Source organism: Salinibacterium sp. SWN248 (assembly GCF_015864575.1).
Taxonomy (GTDB): Bacteria; Actinomycetota; Actinomycetes; order Actinomycetales; family Microbacteriaceae; genus Rhodoglobus.
Window position 1 is genome coordinate 1,787,547 of sequence record NZ_JADYWW010000001.1, and the last position, 21,801, is coordinate 1,809,347.

The 21,801-nt window shown below is 60.9% G+C and carries 20 protein-coding genes; 13 read left to right on the top strand and 7 right to left on the bottom strand.

Features of this window, described 5'->3' with window-relative positions; genetic code table 11:
* Positions 1-123: 123 nt before the first annotated feature.
* The 3 genes from I6E73_RS08530 to I6E73_RS08540 are packed head-to-tail and all read right to left on the bottom strand — an operon-like array spanning position 124 to position 5,941.
* Positions 124-3,570, bottom strand: a complete 3,447-nt coding sequence (locus I6E73_RS08530; RefSeq protein WP_197124566.1) for an error-prone DNA polymerase — start codon at positions 3,568-3,570, stop codon at positions 124-126.
* Positions 3,570-5,159, bottom strand: coding sequence for a DNA polymerase Y family protein (locus I6E73_RS08535; protein ID WP_197124568.1), 1,590 nt, complete (start codon positions 5,157-5,159; stop codon positions 3,570-3,572). Before I6E73_RS08535 ends, I6E73_RS08530 begins: the two co-directional genes overlap by 1 nt.
* Positions 5,156-5,941, bottom strand: coding sequence for a hypothetical protein (locus tag I6E73_RS08540; RefSeq protein ID WP_231600600.1), 786 nt, complete (start codon positions 5,939-5,941; stop codon positions 5,156-5,158). Before I6E73_RS08540 ends, I6E73_RS08535 begins: the two co-directional genes overlap by 4 nt.
* 78 nt (positions 5,942-6,019) lie before the next feature.
* Here I6E73_RS08540 and I6E73_RS08545 point away from each other — a divergent pair, with 78 nt between their 5' ends.
* The 3 genes from I6E73_RS08545 (at position 6,020) to I6E73_RS08555 (ending at position 8,737) form a co-directional block, all read left to right on the top strand.
* A complete protein-coding gene (locus I6E73_RS08545) occupies positions 6,020-7,030 on the top strand; it encodes an ATP-binding cassette domain-containing protein (RefSeq protein ID WP_197124580.1) in 1,011 nt (336 codons plus the stop codon).
* The gene (locus I6E73_RS08550; RefSeq protein ID WP_197109952.1) at positions 7,027-7,872 is read left to right on the top strand and encodes an ABC transporter permease; all 846 of its coding nucleotides are present in this window, start codon (positions 7,027-7,029) and stop codon (positions 7,870-7,872) included. The genes I6E73_RS08545 and I6E73_RS08550 overlap by 4 nt, the downstream gene beginning before the upstream one ends.
* A gap of 151 nt (positions 7,873-8,023) precedes the next feature.
* Positions 8,024-8,737 carry a GDSL-type esterase/lipase family protein gene (locus tag I6E73_RS08555; RefSeq protein WP_197105610.1) on the top strand — a complete coding sequence of 238 codons (714 nt, stop codon included), beginning with the start codon at positions 8,024-8,026 and terminating at the stop codon, positions 8,735-8,737.
* A gap of 18 nt (positions 8,738-8,755) precedes the next feature.
* Here the strand turns inward: I6E73_RS08555 and I6E73_RS08560 are convergent, their stop codons facing one another.
* Positions 8,756-9,481, bottom strand: coding sequence for a LysR family transcriptional regulator substrate-binding protein (locus I6E73_RS08560; protein ID WP_197109953.1), 726 nt, complete (start codon positions 9,479-9,481; stop codon positions 8,756-8,758).
* 37 nt (positions 9,482-9,518) lie between these two features.
* On the opposite strand from I6E73_RS08560, the gene I6E73_RS08565 reads away from it, so the two are divergent.
* From I6E73_RS08565 to I6E73_RS08585, 5 genes are all read left to right on the top strand, one after another.
* Positions 9,519-9,881, top strand: coding sequence for a DUF5997 family protein (locus I6E73_RS08565; protein ID WP_197107118.1), 363 nt, complete (start codon positions 9,519-9,521; stop codon positions 9,879-9,881).
* Positions 9,882-10,003: 122 nt separating this feature from the next.
* The gene (locus I6E73_RS08570) at positions 10,004-11,167 is read left to right on the top strand and encodes a GAF domain-containing protein (protein WP_231600601.1); all 1,164 of its coding nucleotides are present in this window, start codon (positions 10,004-10,006) and stop codon (positions 11,165-11,167) included.
* A 51-nt stretch (positions 11,168-11,218) separates the two neighbouring features.
* Positions 11,219-11,968: a DarT ssDNA thymidine ADP-ribosyltransferase family protein gene (locus tag I6E73_RS08575; RefSeq protein WP_231599698.1), complete on the top strand. Its 750-nt coding sequence runs from the start codon at positions 11,219-11,221 to the stop codon at positions 11,966-11,968.
* A gap of 21 nt (positions 11,969-11,989) precedes the next feature.
* Positions 11,990-13,309: a GNAT family N-acetyltransferase gene (locus tag I6E73_RS08580; protein WP_197124582.1), complete on the top strand. Its 1,320-nt coding sequence runs from the start codon at positions 11,990-11,992 to the stop codon at positions 13,307-13,309.
* A 56-nt stretch (positions 13,310-13,365) separates the two neighbouring features.
* Positions 13,366-14,664, top strand: a complete 1,299-nt coding sequence (locus tag I6E73_RS08585) for a M18 family aminopeptidase (RefSeq protein WP_197124584.1) — start codon at positions 13,366-13,368, stop codon at positions 14,662-14,664.
* A 91-nt stretch (positions 14,665-14,755) separates the two neighbouring features.
* On the opposite strand, the gene I6E73_RS08590 is transcribed toward I6E73_RS08585, so the two are convergent.
* The gene (locus tag I6E73_RS08590) at positions 14,756-15,277 is read right to left on the bottom strand and encodes an RNase H family protein (RefSeq protein ID WP_197124587.1); all 522 of its coding nucleotides are present in this window, start codon (positions 15,275-15,277) and stop codon (positions 14,756-14,758) included.
* A 126-nt stretch (positions 15,278-15,403) separates the two neighbouring features.
* Here I6E73_RS08590 and I6E73_RS08595 point away from each other — a divergent pair, with 126 nt between their 5' ends.
* Together I6E73_RS08595 and I6E73_RS08600 are read left to right on the top strand one after the other, a co-directional pair.
* On the top strand, positions 15,404-16,177 hold the full coding sequence (locus I6E73_RS08595; RefSeq protein WP_197124589.1) for an ABC transporter ATP-binding protein: 774 nt from the start codon (positions 15,404-15,406) through the stop codon (positions 16,175-16,177).
* The gene (locus I6E73_RS08600) at positions 16,159-17,730 is read left to right on the top strand and encodes a transporter (protein WP_197124591.1); all 1,572 of its coding nucleotides are present in this window, start codon (positions 16,159-16,161) and stop codon (positions 17,728-17,730) included. Before I6E73_RS08595 ends, I6E73_RS08600 begins: the two co-directional genes overlap by 19 nt.
* Before the next feature lie 82 nt (positions 17,731-17,812).
* Here the strand turns inward: I6E73_RS08600 and I6E73_RS08605 are convergent, their stop codons facing one another.
* Positions 17,813-18,097, bottom strand: a complete 285-nt coding sequence (locus tag I6E73_RS08605) for a GNAT family N-acetyltransferase (protein ID WP_197124593.1) — start codon at positions 18,095-18,097, stop codon at positions 17,813-17,815.
* Between the two features lie 11 nt (positions 18,098-18,108).
* On the bottom strand, positions 18,109-18,594 hold the full coding sequence (locus tag I6E73_RS08610) for a glutathione peroxidase (RefSeq protein ID WP_307784261.1): 486 nt from the start codon (positions 18,592-18,594) through the stop codon (positions 18,109-18,111).
* A 122-nt stretch (positions 18,595-18,716) separates the two neighbouring features.
* Between I6E73_RS08610 and I6E73_RS08615 the strand changes: the two genes are divergently transcribed.
* From I6E73_RS08615 to I6E73_RS08625, 3 genes are all read left to right on the top strand, one after another.
* Positions 18,717-19,655: a DnaJ domain-containing protein gene (locus tag I6E73_RS08615; protein ID WP_197124601.1), complete on the top strand. Its 939-nt coding sequence runs from the start codon at positions 18,717-18,719 to the stop codon at positions 19,653-19,655.
* Positions 19,656-19,755: 100 nt separating this feature from the next.
* Entirely contained in the window at positions 19,756-21,024 is a 1,269-nt protein-coding gene (locus I6E73_RS08620; RefSeq protein WP_197124603.1) for an APC family permease, read from the top strand.
* A gap of 38 nt (positions 21,025-21,062) precedes the next feature.
* Positions 21,063-21,779, top strand: a complete 717-nt coding sequence (locus I6E73_RS08625) for an endonuclease/exonuclease/phosphatase family protein (protein ID WP_197107114.1) — start codon at positions 21,063-21,065, stop codon at positions 21,777-21,779.
* Positions 21,780-21,801: the final 22 nt, after the last annotated feature.

Here is a 21,801-nt window from a genome sequence, read left to right on the forward strand (position 1 = left end):
CGACAGTCGAGGCCTCATTCATGCCTTTGTCTAGAACATGAACGATGGCCTAAGGCTATATCAGGAAAGCCCTGCATGTGTCATCTATTTCGAAAAAGTCACATAACGGTAATGAAGTCGTCATCAGTGGAAATCTCGTGATCGGGTGTGGGGGAGCCCCGAAAGCGGTTCAAAACGGTCTGCGACAACATTAATCACACCGTCAACGGAGCGTTCAAGAACGCCACGAACGATGAGCGCTGCGCTGTCACGAGCCACTCGACGGTAGCGCCCCCAGACTCCAACACTGCAAATAACATTGATCAGGCCGGTCTCATCTTCGATGTTCATGAACGTGATTCCGCTGGCCGTTGCGGGACGTTGGCGATGAGTGACAACACCGCCAATTTCGATACGACGCCCGGATTCAGCGGTCATCAGGTCGGTTGCGCTCAGGATTCCTCGCGCGCTCAGGGCCGACCTCAGATGGGCAACCGGATGGCTTGCCGGCGAAATCCCCGTAGACCAGAGGTCGGCCATCAGATCATCCACCGGGCTCGACATCGAAAAAAGTGGCGGCTGAACGGTGACCATGCTGTGGGGAAGATACTCCTCGCGATCCTGTGCCGCGCTACCCGCATTCCACATTGCTTCACGACGAGTGAGCTCGAGAGAGTCGAAAGCTCCCGCCGCTGCCAAGGCCTCCAATTGTTTCGTCGTGAGACCAACCCGCCGCACCAGATCATTCATCGACACAAACTCGCCGGACTCCCGTGCGGCCACAATTTTCTCCGCAATCGCCGTTCCGACACCCTTTACTTCGTCAAATCCCAGACGGACCGCAAATGCTCCGTCACGGCGGTGGTCGTCGGTATCGAAGGGCGCTGAACGGTCGAATGGTCCAACGGGAGGTTGTTCTGCATCGAGGCAGCGGTCGCTTCCTGTCGCCTCGACCCCGTCACCCAACGCTTCCAATCCGGCAAAAACACCCGAGCGCTGGAGGTCAGGGCCCAACACGACCACACCGTGACGGCGGGCATCCGCCACCAAAGATTGCGGCGAATAGAAACCCATTGGTTGCGCCCGCAGCAGAGCAGCCAAGAACGCAGCGGGGTAGTGGAGCCGCACCCAGGCACTCGCGTACACGAGAAGCCCAAAGCTCAAAGCGTGGCTCTCGGCAAAGCCAAACCCGGCAAAGGCCTGGATGCTTTCGTAGATACGGTCGGCATCCGCGTCGATGATGCCGTTGCTTGCCATTCCCGCATAGAGCTTGGTGCGCAGCTTGTCGATGCGTTCAATCCCACGTTTCGACCCCATTGCCCGCCGGAGCAGATCGGCATCGTCAGCCGAGCATCCGCCAACTGCGACCGCAATTTGCATCAGCTGCTCTTGAAAAATCGGAACGCCAAGAGTGCGTTCGAGCGGCTCTTTCAAGTTGGGGTGCAGGTAGGTGATCGGTTCGGCGCCCATCTTGCGACGAACATAGGGATGCACAGCACCACCCTGAATCGGGCCGGGGCGCACGAGCGCAATCTCGACAACAAGATGGTAAAACTCGCGCGGTTGAAGACGCGGCAGCAGCCCCATCTGAGCGCGGCTCTCGACCTGGAAGACACCAATGGCATCCGCTCGACACAGTTGGTCGTAAACGCCCTGCTCTTCAGCGGGGATAGTCGCAAGATCCCATCGTTCGCCCAGCGCCTCGTCAACGAGATCGAAACTGTATTGCATCGCCGACAGGATGCCGAGACCCAGCAGGTCGAACTTGACCAGCCCCATCCACGCACAGTCGTCTTTGTCCCACTGCACCACGGTGCGTTTATCTTTGCGCGCGTGCTCAATCGGCACGACCTCGCCGACCGGCCGCTGCGTGAGCACCATGCCGCCCGAGTGGATGCCGAGGTGCCGGGGAAACTTCATCACCTGCTGGGCAAGCTCCAACACCGAATCGGGGATGTCATGGTCAACTCCCGAAACGTCGGAGCCCCAGCGCTCCATCTGCTTCGACCACGCATCTTGCTGCCCTGGGCTGTGCCCGAGGGCTTTCGCCATATCGCGCACCGCAAACCGGGGACGGTACTGAATCACGTTCGCGACCTGCGCCGCATTCTCGCGCCCATACCGTTCGAACACGTACTGGATCACTTCTTCACGACGCTCGGAGTCGAAGTCGACATCGATGTCTGGTTCCTCTTCTCGCATCGCTGAAATGAAGCGCTCGAACGGGAGCTTGTAGCGCAAAGGATCAACCGCCGTGATCTTGAGCAGATAACAGACCACAGAGCTGGCGGCCGAACCGCGCCCCTGGCACAGGATGCCGCGCCCGCGCGCAAAGGCGACAATGTCGTGCACGATCAGAAAATAGCCGGCGAAGTTTTTCTCTTCGATGACATCAAGTTCCCGCTGAATGCGTGCCCGGTTAGCTTCCGACAATTCAATAGAGCGGTCTTTTACTCCGGCCCACGTCAACTCGCGCAACCAGCTCGCGGGCGTGTGCCCTTCGGGCACTTCCTGGTCGGGAAGTGCCGGCTTCGCCTGCCGAAGTTCGAATGCTGCCTCGTCTGCGATCTCCACTGTCGTCGCTACTGCTCCGGGATAACGTGCAAAAAGAGCAGCCATCTCAGCTCCCGACCTCAGATGGGCTGTGCCTGCAGCCGGAAGCCAGCCATCCATTTCGTCGAGACTGCGACGAGCCCGCACTGCCGAGATTGCCGAGTGCAAGTGATGCTGGCGAGGAGTCGCGTAGTGAGCGTTTGACGTTGCAACGACCCTCAAGCCGCGTTCGGCCGCGAGCACGACAAGAGCATCGTTGAGAGCGGAGTCGAGCGGGTAACCGTGGTCGAAGAGTTCAACGATCACCGCCGCCGGCCCGAATAGCTCACTCAGCCGATCAAGCTCCGCTCCTGCCGCGAGCATGGATGCCGTCGTAGGAGCGCCATTACCCTCGGGGCCGCTGAGCGCACGACGAACCGCTCCCTTGCGACATCCCGTGAGCACAAACCAATGCCCGGATGCCAGCTCGGCGAGTTCGTCGAGATCATAGCGAGGTCGCCCCTTTTCGCCGCCGGCCAATTGAGCTCGCGTAATGGCCAAGGCAAGACGGTGGTAGCCCTCTTCTTTTCGGGCAAGCACGAGAAGATGATCGCCTTCGGGATCAGCTACACCGTTTTGGGGCCCGCTGAGCCCGAGCGAGAGCTCGGCGCCAAACAGAGTGCGCAACCCCAATTCAGCGGCAGCCTCGGCCATGCGCACAATTCCATAGAGCCCATCGTGGTCGGTGAGAGCCAGAGCACTCAGCCCTAGCCGCGCTGCTTCTTCTGCGAGCTTCTCGGGCATACTCGCGCCATCGAGAAAGCTGAAACTTGAGTGGGCATGCAACTCTGCATACGGCACGGTGGTGGCGTCCGGGCTCGCCGCGGCTGCCTCGTCGGTGGTCGGCGGCGCGCTGGGAGCGATGTAGGGAGCGCGTTTGCTGGAGACCAGCGACATAGCGCGACCATCACCGGCTTCACCAATCGGCGTGACGGTGCCAAAACCGGACAGCGTGCGTTCAAGCTGCCGCCACGGTATGGGTGGATTAGACCATGCCATCAGTCATACCTCGCTTCAGCCCACCAACCGCCGTCATCGAGCACAAGCAGCCACGCACAGCCGGTGTCGTCAACAGCTTGAAAACGCCACGAACGACCAGGAGAATCAGCCTCCCACCAGCGCTCAGCGAGCGGCCACGGCCCCGCCCACGCCGTGAGGGTGCGGGAACGCGAATCGCTGGTGGCAAATTGGGCGGGCGGTGCAGCAACGTGGCCACGCTCATCCACCGACACGGTGGTGCCATCTTCGGCAAACACGTGCACGGCATGACGGGTGGAGAAGACTGTTCCCGGCAGTGGAGCAGGTAAGACGCCGGGCCACGGTCGTTGTGGTGATCGTTCGGTGACGCTGCGGTCGCCCCACGCGGTGAGCCGTTGACGCGATTGCAGAGTGCGCCCACCCTCAATCGTGGGCACAAGAACACCACCGTGACCGAGCATGCTCTGCACTCGAGAAAGTCCGTGATGGATGCGCGGCTCTAGCCCCGACCCCCACAGCCCCGTCTCATGATTGCCGATCTCATCCACTGTTTCGGGCACGATGCGCACCCGGCTAATGCCCGAGCTGAGCCCGGCTTCGATGAGATTGGACCCTTGCACTTGCCAGCGCACACGGTCAACAACATCGCTGGCGCTGAACGACCGCGGATGCAACCACACCCGCTCGGCGACCTCACCCGACTCTGAATCAAGTTCGATTCGAATCGCGGTCGCCACCAGTCGAGCCCGGACAAGGCCCGCTACAAAATCGTCGGCGCGACTGCGAATACCGAAGGCGACCTGATCTACGCGATCAAGGGCAGGTTCAAAGTCGATCACGACGTCAAGGTCGAGTGGGGGAGTACGTGCGATAAAAGCCTGCGGATCCCGGCCGCTGGCAAGAGCGTGCAGTCGACCGCCGAGTTCCCCAAAACGAGAGCGAACGTCGAAGCGATCGAGGTTCGCAAACTCACCCAGTGTTGAGATGCCGAGTTTCATCAACAGCGTCACGATGGGTGGCTCTTCTAATACCGCAATCGGGAGTGGCGCCAAAAATTCGGCAGAGCCGCCAGCGGGCACCAAACGCACTCGCCCTCCTCGCGAACGCGGGTCTGCGGTAATGGTGCTGCGCGCAGCGTGAACCGCAGTAAAAAGGGCGTCAGCGATGCCTACCCGTGCATCGGATACCGCAATCTCATTTACCCGATCGACAACAGTCAACGCCGCGGCTTTCTCTCCGCCGTAATACTGGGCAGCACCCCGCACGCGAACGGCACACATGCCTGGTCGCAACACCTGCACTCCCGGAATCAGCTCTTCGACCCCGGCAAGCACTGGTTCGAACGCTCGACTGTCGAGAGCCGGATCGTAGGGGCGGTCGATGATTCCCGGAAACCGCGACTGGGCTTCTCGCAGCCGCAACCCGCGAGTGATGCCCTCGGCGCGAGCAGATGCTGCCGCCGCAAAGACAAGCCCATTCTCGATGAGGACGAGCGGGGCATCCGCTGGCAACTTCTCCTGTTGTCGCGCAGCAACCACGGGCCAATCCGGAGCCCAGAGGACCAGAACTCGGGGGAGTGGCTCAGGCAACGCCCCAGACCCGGCATTCATGCCGAGACCTGCTGCGGCAAAAGCGTCAGCGGCGCAGGAGCCATCTCCGGCGCACCATAAGCACGAATTTGTTCCGAAGCATCAGGTAGCCAGATGCGTGCGCTGCGTGGTCGCCCCGCATTCTTGCTCGTCACCGTGACCGTCACTTCACGCGCAGCCAAATGCCCATGACCGTTGCCAATACCGTGCCACTGGCTCTCGCCCAATGACACCATCGCCTCACTCTGCGGCCACGACCCCACCATGAGCAGCGTTGATTTGCGTTGCCTGAGCCGCGAAGCCAACCTGGCCACCGCAGAATCGGATGCCCGTGCCGGCGGGCGCGCGACGACGACCTCCACAACGTCAGCAATCGCTGCTGTCACCGCCAGCCACTGGTCACCCGGATGCGGCACCAGTACGAGTCGTTCAAGATCGACCCCGAATCGTTGAGCAGCTTCGATCCCGAACTCGGGAATCCCCACGACAGCACACCACGACCCTGCTGCGGAGGGAGCGGCTAAGAGTGTCATGATGAGCATCGCCGAACTATCGACCGAGTAGACGCTGCCCCGCTGCAAACCGCCGCCAGGTAGTAACGACGCAATAGCGGGATGCGTGGGAATGAGCGTTGAGCTCAGCGTGCGGGACTGCATCTGGCTGATGCGGGACTGCAATTCAGCGACGCGTTCCGCCGCCGTGAGTGTGCTCCCGACACGGGCTTCTCGCCCAGCCGAAAACTCTTCAGCGGTCGCTGAAGTGGCGGAGACGGATACAGGGGACACCTGTTCATATTCGAACATATGTTCGAGTCTGTCAATTGCGTACGACATCCATCGGCGTGTCTTTGCGATGTCGCCGGCATGTTCTAGCGTTACCCCGTGAGTTATATCGAAGCAGTAGATCTCAAGAAGACGTATACGCCTAAGGGCGCAGCCCCGGTGCATGCCCTCGACGGCCTCAACTTGGAGGTTCCTCAGGGCACGGTAACGGCTCTGCTTGGTCCGAATGGTGCGGGCAAGACGACCACCGTGAAAGTGCTGACGACACTCATCCGCCCCGATTCAGGTTCAGCGACCATCGACGGTGTCGATGTCATCGCTTCCCCCGAGCGCATCCGCCCCATGATTGGCGTCTCCGGCCAATATGCCGCCGTCGATGAGAACCTCACTGGCTTCGAGAATCTCGACATGGTCGGCCGGCTTTACCACCTCGGCGCTAAGCAATCTCGCGAGCGAGCACGCGAACTTATTAACCTCTTCGACCTCACCGAAGCCCAAAACCGTCCCGTCAAAGGGTTCTCCGGCGGCATGCGTCGCCGCATTGACCTCGCCGGTGCCCTTGTTATGCGCCCACCGGTCCTCTTTCTCGACGAGCCAACCACCGGTCTCGACCCGCGCAGCCGCATTGGCATGTGGGACGTCATTACAACGCTCGTGGGGGAGGGCACCACTGTGCTCCTCACCACCCAATACCTTGAAGAAGCAGACCAACTCGCCGACAGCATTTCTGTCATCGACGACGGCAAGGTCATTGCCCAGGGCACCTCAGATGAGCTCAAAGCATCCATCGGCGGTCAGCGAGTTGAAGTGAGCCTCGTGTCGCGGGATGACGCGACCGCCGCCCACGAGATCCTCACTCGTTTCGGCAGCACCGAACCTGCCGTGAGTCTCGACGGCCGCGGCCTGACCGTCAACGCGGAAGATGCTCCCGCCGCGCTGCAGTTGATTCTCACGGAGTTCGCGAGCCGCGGCATCCAGCTCTACGACGCAGGAATGCGTCGCCCCACTCTCGACGATGTGTTCCTCAAGCTCACCGGACACACGGCAAGCGCCGACGAAACCGACGCTGATACGACGGATGCAGCACCAGCACAGAAGGCACAGAAATGACCGCCACAGCACCCACGACAGCACCGAGCCCGACCGCCACGTCATCGGTCATGAACTGGCTGAATGACGGGTGGATCACCACCCGTCGCAACCTCATCAAGATCAAGCGTGTGCCCGACATTCTGGTCTTCACCACGTTGCAACCCATTATGTTCGTGCTGCTCTTCACCTACGTCTACGCCGGCGTGATCGATATTCCCGGCAGCACGTACACCGAGTTCATCATGGCCGGCATCTTCGCTCAGACAGTGGTGTTCGGGTCAACCTATTCGGGGTCGGCGATGGCCCAGGACCTCAAAGACGGCATCATCGATCGCTTCCGCACTTTGCCCATGAGTCCCTCCGCGGTATTGGTCGGTCGAACCAACGGTGACCTTCTCATCAACTCGATATCGATGATCGTCATGATGGCCACGGGTTTGATTGTCGGATGGCGCATCAACTCGAGCCCGTTCGAAGCGATCGCTGCGATCGCACTGCTCTTGCTCTTTGCTTACGCGCTCTCGTGGGTGATGGCGTTTATCGGAATGAGCGTGCGCAGTCCCGAGGTCATCAACAACGTCTCGTTCTTGGTGCTCTTTCCGCTGACCTTCATCTCCAACGCCTTTGTTCCCGCCGAGACCCTCCCGGGACCGCTACGCACATTCGCTGAGTTAAACCCTGTCTCAGCTCTCGTTCAGGCAGCCCGCGAGTTGTTCGGAAACACCCCGGCCGGGGCGGTGCAGTCCGATGTGTGGTCACAACAGCACCCCGTCCTTACGGTGCTGATTGGCATCGTCGTGATGCTCGCAATTTTCGTTCCGCTCGCGATCCGCAAGTTCGCGAGCATCAGCACGCGCTAAGCGTGAGAGCGCGACCACTCCTTGAAGAATCTAGGCAGTGGACTCCAACGGTGCTAAGGTGCGGATACTTAGAGACGCCCCACCCACCGGGGTAATTGCGCCACGATAAACCTCCGGGCGCACTCCGACACCGCCCGAAACGGAGTTCGAGATGTTCGCCACCCTTGGACACGTCGTCATGAAACTCTTCATGCTCGCCTGGGTCCACACATCTCCTCATTCGTGGCGCGGACTCCCCAAACCGGAGGCTGGCCCACCCGTCCTCGCCGACGGACCCCACGTCCAGAAGGTTCTGCTGTGCGGCTCCGGAATCGTTGTGGGATACGGGGTTGCGTCTCACGAACTTGCCCTCGGGGGATCGCTCGCTCGCTCGCTCGCCGCTCTGACGGGTCAGGGCATCGAGGTTGCGACCGTCACGAGTGCTCGGCTGACAACACGCGAGGCGCAAGCAAAGGTCGCAGTAAGCGACCTCACCGACGTGAAAGCGGTCGTCTTGTCCTTCGGCGTCTTCGAGTCACTCACTTTCACCCCGGCCCGCACATGGGGACGCGACATGGCACGGCTCGTCGATTTTCTACTAGAGAACTCCACACCCGATGTCGGAGTCTTCATTTTGGGATGCGTGCCGCCCAAGATGTCACGCTTTCCCGATAGCTATCAACGCCGCATCCACCTGATGACCGAGCGCTACAACACAGAAATTGAGCGGTTGGTGGCACACCGCGAGCATGCCCACTATGTGCACTTCTCGCCACCCATCGAAGACCCCGAGGCAATCGACGGCCGTCAAAGTTATCGGGCGTGGGCCGACGCCATGGCCCCCGATGTCGCAGAATTCATTCTGAGCGGCTCGGTCAGCGAATAGTCGTTGGACCTTGTGCGGTTAGCCCTTGCGCGGTTGGGGACGGAAGCTCTTTGCGCGCGCGGGGCGCTTCGACGCACCCTTACCGTTGTGGGTGCGTCCCGATGATCGAGCTCCGGTGCCCTTTTTATTTCCACTTCCCGACTTCTGAGCCGCTCGGCTCGGGGGAGCGTCCTCGGCAGCATCGTTGGCGGTTCCGGTCCCGCGCGAGCTGCGCGCCGTGCGACCACGCACGATGCCGATGAACTCTTCCACGAGCGGGTCGACTGAACCATCGCGCCAGACCACGGCAACCTGCCACTCGGGGCCGTCGTCGAGCATTCGGGCAACAACGTCTTTTCGTGTCAACGCTCGAGCAACTGCTTGGGGCAGAACAGCAACCCCCACGTTGGCAGCGACGAGCTCGACCGCATCGCGCCAGTCGCCACGAATAACGTTCTCGGCTTCCAGCTCAGCGAGAGCAAGCGAATCAAGCGCTTCGATGGCATGCCCCTTGGGAACAACAACGACGGCGCGCTCCGTATAGAGCGGAATAGCGGCGAGCGGCCGATCACTGTTCTCAGCACGGTCCACCGGAAGGCGCAGCAATGCGACGTCAGCTGTGCCCGCCCGCAGCATGTCGAGCGCAGCCTCTTGTTCTGCTGCGACAAGATCGAGAGTCGTCTCTGGCAGGCGTTCATTCCAGACGCGAGCCCACTTACCGGGAGTCGCTCCGAGCACAAATGCGACCGTGAATGGTGAAGACATGTCTTCAGGTTAGTCTTGGGGGGTGCCAGTCCAGACCATGAAGCCCGCAACCGTCGCCAAAAAGCTGGGGATTTACCTCCCCGCCGCTCCGGAAGAGTTCCGCGATTCCGAGATCAGTCGCGAACAGTTCGCAGAATTGCTCGCCACTCCGCCCGAGTGGCTCACGCAGTTGCGTGCAGAAGGACCGCACCCACGGCAGGTTGTCGCCCAAAAGCTCGGCGTTTCCACGTCGGGGCTCGCCCGCGCCGGAGCACCCGACGTCATGACTTCGGATGAAATCAAGGCACTTCTCGTCGAAATGCCTGCGTGGCTCGTCGAGGAGCGCGCAGTTCACGCCGCCGTCAACAATGAGAACGCGCGAATCAAGACAGAGCGCGCCGCCAAAGCAGAACGCAAATAATTTCAGTTTTCCTCATTCTCGCTGGTTCTGAATAGTTTTCAGCTCTATACTCGTTACCTTGAGGGTGCCCGTGTCTGGGCGTTCGGGTGGGGAATTGATTGCTACGTAGCTATGCTGCGCTATTGGCGTGGCCAATAGTCAAACTGTGGCTTGCGGTGAAGCCACAACGGTGGCGCGCGCTCACTCTTCCCGCTGATGACCCCCGCGTCGAAGCGATTGGGCCCGATCCTGACCGCGTACTCCTTCTCGGTCCTGGAAAGTCATCGGGCTATGGCGTGCACACGCATCAACTCGGACTCGGCGGTCATCTCGCTCGAGAACTGTCATCCCTGACCCAGCGCGGCTGCAGCGTCGACATTGTCTCCGACCCCTCGATGTCTGCCGCTGATACCGGTGTCGTCATCCGATGGGCAAACCTTGAACGATTTGACGCCCTTGTGCTCACGCTCGGCGGGGGAGATGCCCTGCGTTTCCGATCCCTTTTCGCTTGGCGAAGGGATGTCACTGACCTGTTGAACACGATCGAAGAGTGCGGCGGCGGCGCAATGCATACGTTCATCGTTGGCGTAGCTCCGCTCGATGACTTCGTGTCGCTTCCCGCACCGTTGCTGCGCATCGTTAACCACAACGTCGCCAATCTCAACGCGATTAGTCAGCAGTTGTGCTCTACTCGCCCGAGCGCGACCTTCGTTCCCGCCACGGCATCTGCGGGAAACACTCGGGTGTCGCTCGATAGCCCCACCTACGAGCACTGGGCCCGCGCACTTGCGCCCGCCGTTGCGCGTTCTCTCACTGCCGTGGCTGTGCCTCCCACTGAACGCCCCGGTTCGGTTGTCACTCCGCCACCATTCGAGAGTTCAGTACTCACCCGCAAGACGGTGTCGACATCGTTGGCAACAATCATGAATTCGGCGCGCGAGCTCTTCGGCACCGCCGGCGCCGCCATCACCTTCCATGATCAAGACGCCCACTGGTTCACGTCGATATCGGGCGTTGGCTCGATGCATCGTGATGAAGCTGGCGCGTTCTGCAGCGCAGCGTTCACGGATCGTGGTCTTGTCGTTTTGGAAGACACCCTGAACGATGAACGGTTTGCCGATCATCCGTGGGTCATCGAAGGCCCGCGCATCAGGTTTTATGCTGGCTACCCGGTAGCAGCCCCCAACGGCGACATCGTGGGGGCCGTGTGTATCTTCGATACGGGGCCGCGCCGCTTCGATCCCAGCCACGAAACATTGCTGCGCGAGCTCGCTCATCGTGCAGAGACGGCGATACGCAGTCGATAATTGCCGTACCTTGGATACGGAGGTCATTTCTGAACTCCGAGAAAGGCTCCAATGTCTGGCACTGAGTGCATCCACGGCTTCGAAAACGGTCTCTGCGATTCCTGCTTTCCGAAGGCTGTCCCTGTCAAGCCGGTAACGCGTGCCACGACCTCTTCTCGCACCAAGCGAGTTCCCGGAACTCCTCGCGCGTCGAGCGCGAAGGTCCCGTCGCTGTCGGACCAGCGTGTGTATCACGTCACGCACATCAGCAACTTGGAGAGCATCCTTCGGGAGGGTCAGCTCGTCGCGGCCGCCTCAATTGAGGATGCAATCCTCGACATCAGTTCGCCCCTCACTCGCGAGCTCCGCGGCGCAGCATCGCTCAGCACCGGCGAGCCTGTTGACCGCTACGTTCCGTTCAGCTTGGTCCCGGAATCCGCCGCGTGGCGCGAGCTCCGTGCCGGCGCCTCAGAACCGCGCTGGTCAGATGCCGCTCGCACTGCAACTCCCACAGATTTCGTGTTCTTGGTCAGCACTGTTCGCGCTCTCGGCGAGGATGCCGTTCTGGCAGATGGCGACGCCGCAGCAAGCTTGACGCGCTTCGCAACTGATGAAAAGGCCATCACCCGGATGCTCGGCAACCTGCGTGCCGATGAGCTCACCGACGACGCTGAAGTTCTCATTCATGGCTCCTTCGCTTTCGACGATGTGCAACTCGTCGGAGTTGCCAGTGACAAGGCTCGCGAGCGTGTGAAGTCGCTTCTTGATGGCGCCTCGTTTAAGACGAAGGTGGCGGTTTATCCGCCATGGTTCATTCTGTAAAGTTCGCGGTACCGTTGGTACATGGCCAACGACTTTTCGCACCACCCTGTTGATCCCACGTCGGCTGCTGCCCTCGCTGCAAGCGGATTGCGTTACGACCTAGTCGATACGTCTAATCGGGCTGCGTTCGAGGCGTGGTTTCAAGCCGATTCCCGTGGATTTCACGGCCCGGCGATGTCGAAAGAACAGGTCGATTCAAGTTTTGCCGGCGTAACGTATCGCCGCACGATCGGTGTTTGGGATGACCGCTTGGTCGCCCCGGAGGTTCCGGTCGCAACCACCAGTTCGTGGACCGAGCAGTTGACGGTTCCTGGCGGTACGAGCATTGCTGCGTGGGCTATCAGCTCGGTCACGGTGTCGCCGACGCATCGTCGTCGCGGAATCGCTCGTTCGCTTCTCGAAGGCGAACTGCGCTCGGCCGCTGCGATGGGTCTGCCGATGGCGATGCTCACCGTGTCGGAGTCGACGATCTATGGCCGCTTCGGATTCGGTCAAGCCGTCTTCGCTGCTGATCTCACGATCGATACGACTCGGGCTTCGCTCGTGGCTCACGAGCGCCGTGGCACTCTGCAGCACGTGGCACCCTCCGTCTTCGTCAGCGAAGCGCCTGCGGTGTTTGAACGTGTCCGTCTGGCCACTCCGGGACAAATCGCCGTGTGGCCGCTGCGCTGGGAGCAGATCGCCGGCACTTCGCCCGGCGATGAGGAATACACGAAGAACACCCGTGTGGTGCGATTCGACGACGAGAGCGGAACGCCCCGAGGCTTCGTGGTGTATCGCGTGAAGGGCGGCGGAGCCGACTTCACCCACCACAAGCTCACGGTCGATTATTTGCTGGCTGAGACTCCGGAGGCCTATGAGGCGCTGTGGCGCTTTGTGTTGGAGGTCGACCTGGTGCGTGAGGTGAAAGCAGAACTTCGCTCTATCGATGAACCGTTGCTGTGGCTGCTGTCCGACATGCGTGCCGCCCGAGTGTCCCCAATTGACCACTTGTGGTTGCGCATCCTCGATGTGCCCGCCTCGCTCAACGCTCGCACGTACTCGGCGTCCGCCCAGCTCGGATTCGATGTCAGCGATGACCTCGGCTTCGCGCACGGCCGCTTTGTGCTCTCGACAGATGACGCCGGGATGCCGCAGGTGCGTCAGGTAGACGATCTTCCCTCCGATATTGCCTCGGTGTCCCTCTCGGTCAATGAACTCAGCTCGCTGTATCTCGGCGGAGTCACGGCATCAGCGCTGGTTGCTGCCGGCCGCGTTCATGAGCTGACTGAGGGTGCTGCGGCGGTGGTGGAGCGTGTGTTCCACGCACCGACGACGCCGTGGTTGAGCATCTGGTTCTAGCCGTCACTCGTGCGCTGCTGGGCGTTGCTCACGGCGAACAGTGCGAGAATGAGTCCATGACTGCTGCCCTGAATCATGTCCACGATCTTGCCTCTTTTGTCTCCGCATCACCGTCGTCTTTTCACGCCGTAGCGGAGGCTGCGCGCCGCTTGCGTGACGCCGGTTTCAGCGAATTGCACGAGGCTGATGACTGGAATGGCGCGCGCACTCGCAAGGCAGCGAAGTACTTCGTGATCCGCGACGGTGCGATTGCGGCATGGATTCAGCCGACGAAGGCTACCGGCACGACGCCGTTCCGCATCCTCGGCGCCCACACTGATTCACCAAGCTTCAAGCTCAAGCCAAAGCCCACCACAGGCTCGGAGGGGATTCTTCAGGCCGGAGTTGAGATCTATGGTGGCCCGCTGCTTAACTCGTGGCTTGACCGCGAGCTTGAGTTTGCTGGCCGGGTTACGTTCCGCGATGGCAGCACTGAGCTTGTACGCACCGGTCCGTTGCTGCGTTTTCCGCAGCTCGCCATTCACCTCGATCGTGGCGTCAATGACAAGCTCACGCTCAAGCGCCAAGCTCACATGAACCCCATGTTCGGTTTGGGCGAGCGCGACGACGCCGACGTGCTCGGTCATCTCGCCTCAATCCTGTCGTCGAAGGCAAAGAATCGTTCTGCCGAGGACATCGACGGCTACGACATTGTGGTTGCGGACACCGCGGCTCCCGCCGTCTTTGGTCTCGATGGTGCGCTCTTCGCCTCCGGTCGTCTCGACAACCTGTCGTCAGTGCACGCCGGTCTCGTCGCTCTGCTCGGTCTCGACACCAAACTCGATCACATTCCGCTGTTCGTCGCGTTTGACCATGAAGAAATTGGTTCGGCATCACGCTCAGGTGCTGGCGGGCCGTTCCTCGCCGACCTCATTGCCCGCATCAGTGCTGGTTTGGGCGGTTCCGAAACGGATCGGATGCGTGCCGTCGCTGACTCCTGGTGCCTGTCGTCGGATGCCGGCCACGCCGCGCACCCGAACTACCCCGAGCGTCACGATCCCGCCAACCGTCCGCGTCTTGGTGGGGGACCGCTGCTCAAGATCAACGCGAACCAGCGCTACGCCACCGATGCGCTCGGCGCTGCGGAGTGGGCTCGCGCGTGCCGTCAGGCTGGCGTTGAGTACCAAGAGTTCGTGTCGAACAACGACATGCCCTGTGGCTCCACCATCGGGCCCATTACGGCAACCCGGTTGGGCATCCGAACGATTGATGTGGGGCTGCCGTTGCTCTCGATGCATTCAGCACGCGAATTGTGCGGCGTTGCTGACCCGCTGGCGCTCAGTTCAGCGATCGCCGCGTTCTTCTCGCCTGAGTAAGGCGAGCGCTCGGCGCCCCAAGCCCGGCTGTACCGACAGCGCGCTCATGCGGTACCGCCGCTGATCGCCACGCTGTCACAGCCGCGACGGATTAGAACAGGGGAGCGATCTCGTCGGTTGCGCCGGGCAAGCTAGCGTCACTCGCGGTGGCTCCGGGGTAACCGGGGCCTGCGGGGCACACTGAGCGACGCTGGAACGCTTCGGCAGCACCGCGCGCTCTGACATCCGCAGCCTCGTTGAGCGGATGCCCTACGTGCCCTCGGACCCATTCGAAGCGGTAGCGGCGGCCGGTGATGGCGTCGTCAATCTGCTTGATGAGGTCGACGTTCATAACGGGCTTGCCATCACCTTTGCGCCAGCCCTTTTTCTTCCAGCCGGGCATCCATTTGGTGATCGAGTTGATGACGTACTGGCTGTCACACAAGATCAGCAGATCATCGTCAACATGCGCCGTTGCCCGGAACAACTGCAGCACCGCCATGAGCTCACCCTGGTTGTTGGTGGCGTGATCCCAGCCGCCAGCTGCCCAGGTGTTGTCGTCGACGTACCACGCCCATCCGGCTGGCCCGGGGTTGCCGAGCGCCGATCCGTCAGCAGCAGCAGTAATCGTCATAACAACCTTTCGAAGAACTCGCGGAGTGAGAGAACTGCCGCGTCCTATCGACTCTAGTAGCTGGTTATCACCACAGATTGTGCGGCACACACCTCTCTGAGGACGAATCGGTTTTAGGGTAGTACCGTGCCCGAAAACCCCACTCTCGTTCCTGCGCTTGAAATCAGCGGACTTACCAAACGTTTTGGTGAGAAACTCGCCGTCAACGCTGTAGACCTCACGGTTCCCCGTGGATCTTTTTTCGGCCTCGTTGGTCCCAACGGTGCTGGCAAGACCACGACGCTCTCGATGGCCACGGGCCTTCTCCGGCCCGATGCCGGCACTGTTTCCGTGCACGGTCTTGATGTGTGGAGCAATCTGGTCAAGGCAAAGAGGCGCATCGGCGTGCTGAGCGATGGTGTTCGGCTCTTTGACCGCTTGACAGGCCTTCAACTCGTGACCTACGCGGGCCTCTTGAGCGGGATGGACCGTGCCGTCGTCGCCGAACGCGCTGCTGATCTTCTCGAGTTGTTCGACCTCGATGCCGTGAGTGGCACTCTCGTCGTCGATTACTCCGCCGGCATGACGAAAAAGATAGCGCTCGCCTGTGCTCTGATTCACGCCCCGCAGTTGCTGGTGCTCGATGAGCCGTTTGAATCCGTTGATCCGGTGTCTGGCGCCAATATCCGTGACATCCTCCACGGGTTCGTTGAGTCCGGCGGCACCGTCATCGTGTCCAGCCACGCCATGGATCTCGTTCAGCGCATGTGCGACCATGTTGCCGTAATCGCCGATGGTCGAGTGCTGGCATCCGGAACCACGGATGAAGTACGCGGCTCATCCACCCTCGAGGACCGCTTTGTGGAACTCGTCGGCGGGCGCCGTCACGGAAAGGGCCCCGAGTGGTTGCGCATCTCGTAAGGCTGCGCTTCAGGCTCCTTGCCAATTCGCTCACTCGTAGTCCGTGGCAGGCGGTTGCCGTGGTGCTCGGCACTGTCTACGGCATGTTCATGCTGTTCCTCGTGGTCGTGGGCCTCCTCTTCCTCAGTACGGCCCCCGAAAGCCTCGGGCGCACCGTCAGCGTTGTTGGCGGTGCCATTCTGGTGCTGGGATGGACCTTCCTACCGCTGCTGAGTTCGGGCATCGACGAAACGGTAGACCCGGCACGGCTCGCAACCTTCCCCATTCCCATCAACACGTTGCTGCTGGCCCTCGCCGTGAGCGGAGTTCTTGGGGTCCCCGGAATCATCACCACTCTGGCCGCGCTTGCAACGAGTCTGGTGTGGTGGCAAACGCCACTCATCGCGATCGTCGCTCTGCTCTGTGCGGCAATCGGTGCCCTCACGAGCGTCGTAGGGTCACGGATGCTCGCTGCCCTCACTGTGCGCATCTCGTCGGGGCGTCGAGCTCGTGAAGCAAAGACAGTGCTCGTGTTGATTCCGCTCTTGCTGCTCGGCCCGGCGGTGCTCGCGCTATCCACACTGTTTCGTGAGCTTCGAACCGTGCTTCCGATCATCGCCGACGTGGTGGCCTGGACGCCGTTCGGGGCTATTTGGGCTGTTCCTGGTGATCTGGCTCTCGGGCGGCCGGGCGCAGCAGCTCTGCACGCCCTCATCGGCATCGGCACGCTCATCGCAGCGACCGCGGTGTGGCGCTGGGCACTGGATCGCGCGCTCGAGCGCCCGGCGACCTCCACATCCCACAGCAGCGCTCAACGCGGACTCGGCTGGTTCGCTGTTTTCTCCGGCACTCCCACGGGCGCCGTGGCAGCTCGGGCACTCACCTATTGGGCGCGCGACCCGCGCTACGCACAGTCGCTCATCAGCGTGCCGCTCGTGCCCGCGATCGTATTCTTCTATAGCGGAGCAAGCGGCGATTTGAGCGGTCTGCTCTTCGTCGGCCCCATCGTCGCGGTGCTTCTGGGCATGTCGATCTACACGGATGTGTCGTACGACAACACCGCTTTCAGCCTCCACTTGCAGTCCGGGGTGAGCGGCCGCGCCGATCGATGGGGAAGGGTGATCGCCGTGAGCGTCTTTGCCGTCCCTACGACGATCATCCTCACGGTTGCGAGCGTCTGGGTCAGTGATAGCTGGGAGAGACTGGCCGGGATGCTCGGCATCTCCCTTGGCCTCTTCATCACCGGTCTGGCACTGTCGTCGCTTGTTTCCGGGCGATTCGCGTTCGCTGTGCCAGCTCCCGGAGACAATCCATTCAAGTCCCGCCCCGGCGGGGGATTCACCCTCATGCTCTCGATGTTTGCATCGTGGACCGCATTGGCGCTCTTGGCTCTTCCCGAAATGGTGCTCGCCATTATCGGCTTCGCAACGTTCAACCAGTCACTCGGCTGGGTCTCTCTTGCCGTCGCACTCGTGCTGGGAAGCACGCTGCTGATCATTGGGGTGCGCTGGGGCGGAAAGCTGCTCGATGACAACGGGCCAGAGATGCTGGTGCAACTTCAACGCCAGAAGTAGCAGACCGTCGCTCTGAGCGTCAACACCTCACAACGGCCGGCACCTCACCCGCGTCGGCACCTCACAAGAATTGCCGAGCAGGCTAACGCGTGAGCAGCTCCGCCCGCTGAGGGTTAGCTTCGAACCAATCGGAAACGTACCAGCACATGGGCAGCACGCGCAGCACCGAATTCACTTCGACATCATCAACCGCAAACTTCACAAGCTGGGCCGCGTAACCCTTGCCGCGGTGAGCGGGCTGGGTATACGTGTGGTTGAAAGAGATAGACGATCCGTTAGTGCGATAGTCCGCAACGGCAACTAGCACGCCATCAACTTTCATGATGTACCGCGCAGCATCTTCCTCATGCACAAACTCTGTAGCCATAACTCTCTACCCTAGGCCGGAAGTGCCTCTTCGATGGCACCAACGATGGCCGGGTCATCCGGAACCACCGTCGGGCGAAAACGAGTGACGTCATCACCTGGCGTCACGAGGAACTTTTCGAAGTTCCACGCGACTCGACCAGCTTTGCCTGAACCATCCGCCGTCTTCTTGAGCTCGGCGTACAACGGGTGGGCTGACTTGCCGTTGAGCTTGACCTTCTCAAACATGGGGAACGTGACGCCCCAGGTCGTGGAGCAGTATTCCGCAATCGCTTCTTCCGTGCTCAGTTCCTGCAAGAACTGATTACTGGGGAAGCCCAAGACAGTGAAACCGCGATCACCATACGTCTTCTGCAGTTGCTCCAACTGCTCGTACTGGGGCGAAAGGCCACACCGTGATGCCACATTGACGATGAGCACCACCTTGTCTTGATAATCCGCCAGCGTCGTCTGGTTGCCGTCAATAGTGGTGAGGGGAATGTTTCTCAGTTCGGTCACGTTTCAAAACTACGCCCGCAGTCTGTACGCGCGCCGACGACATTCCGAATGTTGCCAGCGAGGGTCGGTAGCATGGGAGTTTCCCCACTTCCGCATTCGTGCGGTTCACCGAAAGTGAGTTCATGCCCGATAGCCCCCTGTCAGCAAGCGCGTACGAGGTGCTTGGTGTTGAGGCGTCGGCATCGGAGTCTGAACTGAAGAAGGCATTTCGGCGGGCGCTCCGGGAGACTCATCCCGATACTGGGGGAGACCCCACACGGTTCGCAGCCGTTCAGGATGCGTGGGAACGTGTCGGAACGCCCGAGAAGCGACGTCACTACGACGCCGGGGCAGGCTCACACGCTCGCTCCGCCTCCGGTAGTTCTTCGTCATTCTCGTCACGCGGGTCAGCGCCACCGCGGGAGGATTCCCGACCCCGCGCTCGAACCCACGGTCACCCTGGAGGATGGCGCCGAGAACGATTCCTCGCCAGTATGCGGGAATGGGCGGGCCGCGGTGTCTCGCTCGACAACCCTTACGACCCAGCGCTAGTTCGGAGCGCTCCGCGCGAAATTCGCCGAACCCTCGCCGACGCCCTCGCCGAAGAAGCAACCGCCCGCACCGTGAGTGCTCTCGGCATTGGGTTCACCATTTGGCACGACGTCTCCACCGGCCCCCCTGAGCGCAAAATCGATCACGTGGTACTTGGTCCGACAGGCCTCTACGCGATGCTCTCAGAAGACTTTGGTGGGCCCGTGAAGGTGCGCCGCGGCGAACTCATTGGGCCTGACGTTCAGCCCGAGAAGCCCATGCACGAACTTGCCTCGCGCGCCAAAAGTCTTAGTCGGCAGCTGAAAGTCAATTTCACCTGCTTCGTCATCGTCGTGCCAGACGATGCGCTCGCCCAGCCCCAAGAATCACTCGGCACCGTCAAAGGTCAACCTGCCGTTGCTGTGCGTCAGAGCGTTCTGGCGCATCTGCTGCGCACAGGCCCAGAGTCGAGCCACGGGCGCCAGCTGGGCGGCAACGAACTCTTTGATGTTCGCACTCGACTCTCGAACGGCATCCGCTTCGTCGAATAGCGAGGTGCCGGTCGCTGTTTCACGCGGCGACACTGAGCGTTCATCTGCGAGAAACGCTTGGTGCAGCTGACGGTGTTGATCGCGGGAGTAGGGTGAACCCGTGAACACCAACGCCACGCTTGCTCGGCGATTGACCACAACTGATGCGACGGTCATCGGTGTGGGATCAATGATCGGTGCCGGAGTCTTTGCGGCGTTTGTTCCCGCGGCTCAGGCAGCAGGCGCCGGACTTCTAATCGGCCTAGGCATCGCAGCGATAGTCGCGTGGTGCAACGCGGCAGCAAGCGCCCAGCTGGCTGCGGTGTATCCGGTCGCGGGTGGCACCTATGTCTACGGTCGAGAGCGTTTGGGCCCCTGGTGGGGCTATTTCGCGGGGTGGTCCTTTATCGTCGGCAAGACGGCCAGCTGTGCCGCCATGGCTCTCGTTTTCGCGGCGTACGTAGCGCCGGACGGATGGGAAAAGCCCGTCGCTGTGCTTGGCGTGGTGGCTCTCACGATCGTGAACCTTCTCGGGGTCACACGCACTGCAGCAGCCACAAAGGTGATCGTCGTCTTCGTACTCGTAGTGCTTGTCGGTGTGTTGATAACCGTTGCGGCGTCGCCCCTCGTGGAACCCGAACCGATCTCTCTCTCGGGGCCCATCGATGCGTACGGCGTGCTTCAATCAGCCGGCATTCTCTTCTTTGCATTCGCTGGCTACGCTCGGATCGCGACACTCGGCGAAGAAGTGTCCAATCCACACCGCGCCATCCCTCAGGCGATCATGATGGCTTTGGCCATCACGGCCGGGCTCTATCTGGTGCTTGCAATCACGATGTTGTCAGTCCTCGGCCCTGAAACCCTCGCTGCCTCTCAAGCGCCGATTGCTGACCTACTTGTCGCCGCTGGCTGGGGTTGGGCCACGGGCCTGATCTCGCTTACCGCTGGCGTAGCTGCGTTGGGCGCACTGCTGGCATTGATGGCGGGGATTGGTCGCACCGCCCTCGCAATGGCTCGAAACTCTGACCTACCGCGCTGGCTAAATGCCGTGCATCCTCGTTTCAGGGTTCCTCACCGCGCAGAATTGGTGCTCTCCGGGGTTGTAATCGCCGTCGTGCTTGTGTCGGACCTTCGCGGCGCAATCGCGTTTTCGTCCTTCGGCGTTCTGCTGTATTACTTTGTTGCCAACATCGCAGCCTTTACTCAACCTGCGACGCAACGCCGCATTCCCCGAGTCATCAATGTCATTGGGGCACTCGCGTGCCTCGTTCTCGTCGTCACGGTTCCGGTAGTGGGACTCGCGGTTGGAGCAGTAGTCCTTATGATGGGGATTCCTGTACGTTTGCTCTCCAATCGCCAATCTCGCAAACTTTCTGACCATGACGCATAGGCTGGTTCTCTCTTAAGAAAGAGGTAAATAGGTTCGTGATTCGCGTAATTAGCTACAACCTTCGCAAGCACAAGGCCGCCATCGAACTTGATGCGCTCGCCCAGACTCCTGATCTCGATGTTCTCTGTCTTCAAGAAGTCATTTCGTCTCAATTGCCCGACGAAATTGGGGGATTGCACTTGGCAGATTCGACCAAGAACAATCGGCTTGGCCTTGCCGTCTACTACCGCCGTGACCGCTACGAGCATCGCGCTAGCCAGTCGTTCGAGCTAAAAAAGTCTCTGCATGACCGCATTTTCACCCCGACCACTGAGCGCTTGGTCGGCACCCATCTTGTCGATCGCGCCACTGATGAGGACATGATCGTCGCATCGTTCCACGCGGCACCGCTCACCGCACTCAATTCGCTTCGCCGCAACCAAATCAAGGCCGCGCACGAGATGCTTCACACCCTCGGGTCAGGTTCGCCTATCTTGATGGTCGGGGATTACAACTACCCTCTCTTCAAAGATGGCCTGACGCAGCGCGTCAAACAGACCGGGTATGACCTTTCGTTGAGCGATCGCACCACGTACACGAACTACAAGTTCTTCCGCGGGCACTTCGACTTCGTCACATCGCAGGGGTTCTCGATCGAGGGCGTCGAGACACTTGCGCGAGGGGTATCCGACCACTTGCCCATCTTGGTGACGGCCTCGTACGGCACTGAGAGCACGCATAAGTCAACAATGTCGGCTGAGCCGCTCGCGAGCTAACTCTCCACTCTGTGAGTCACAC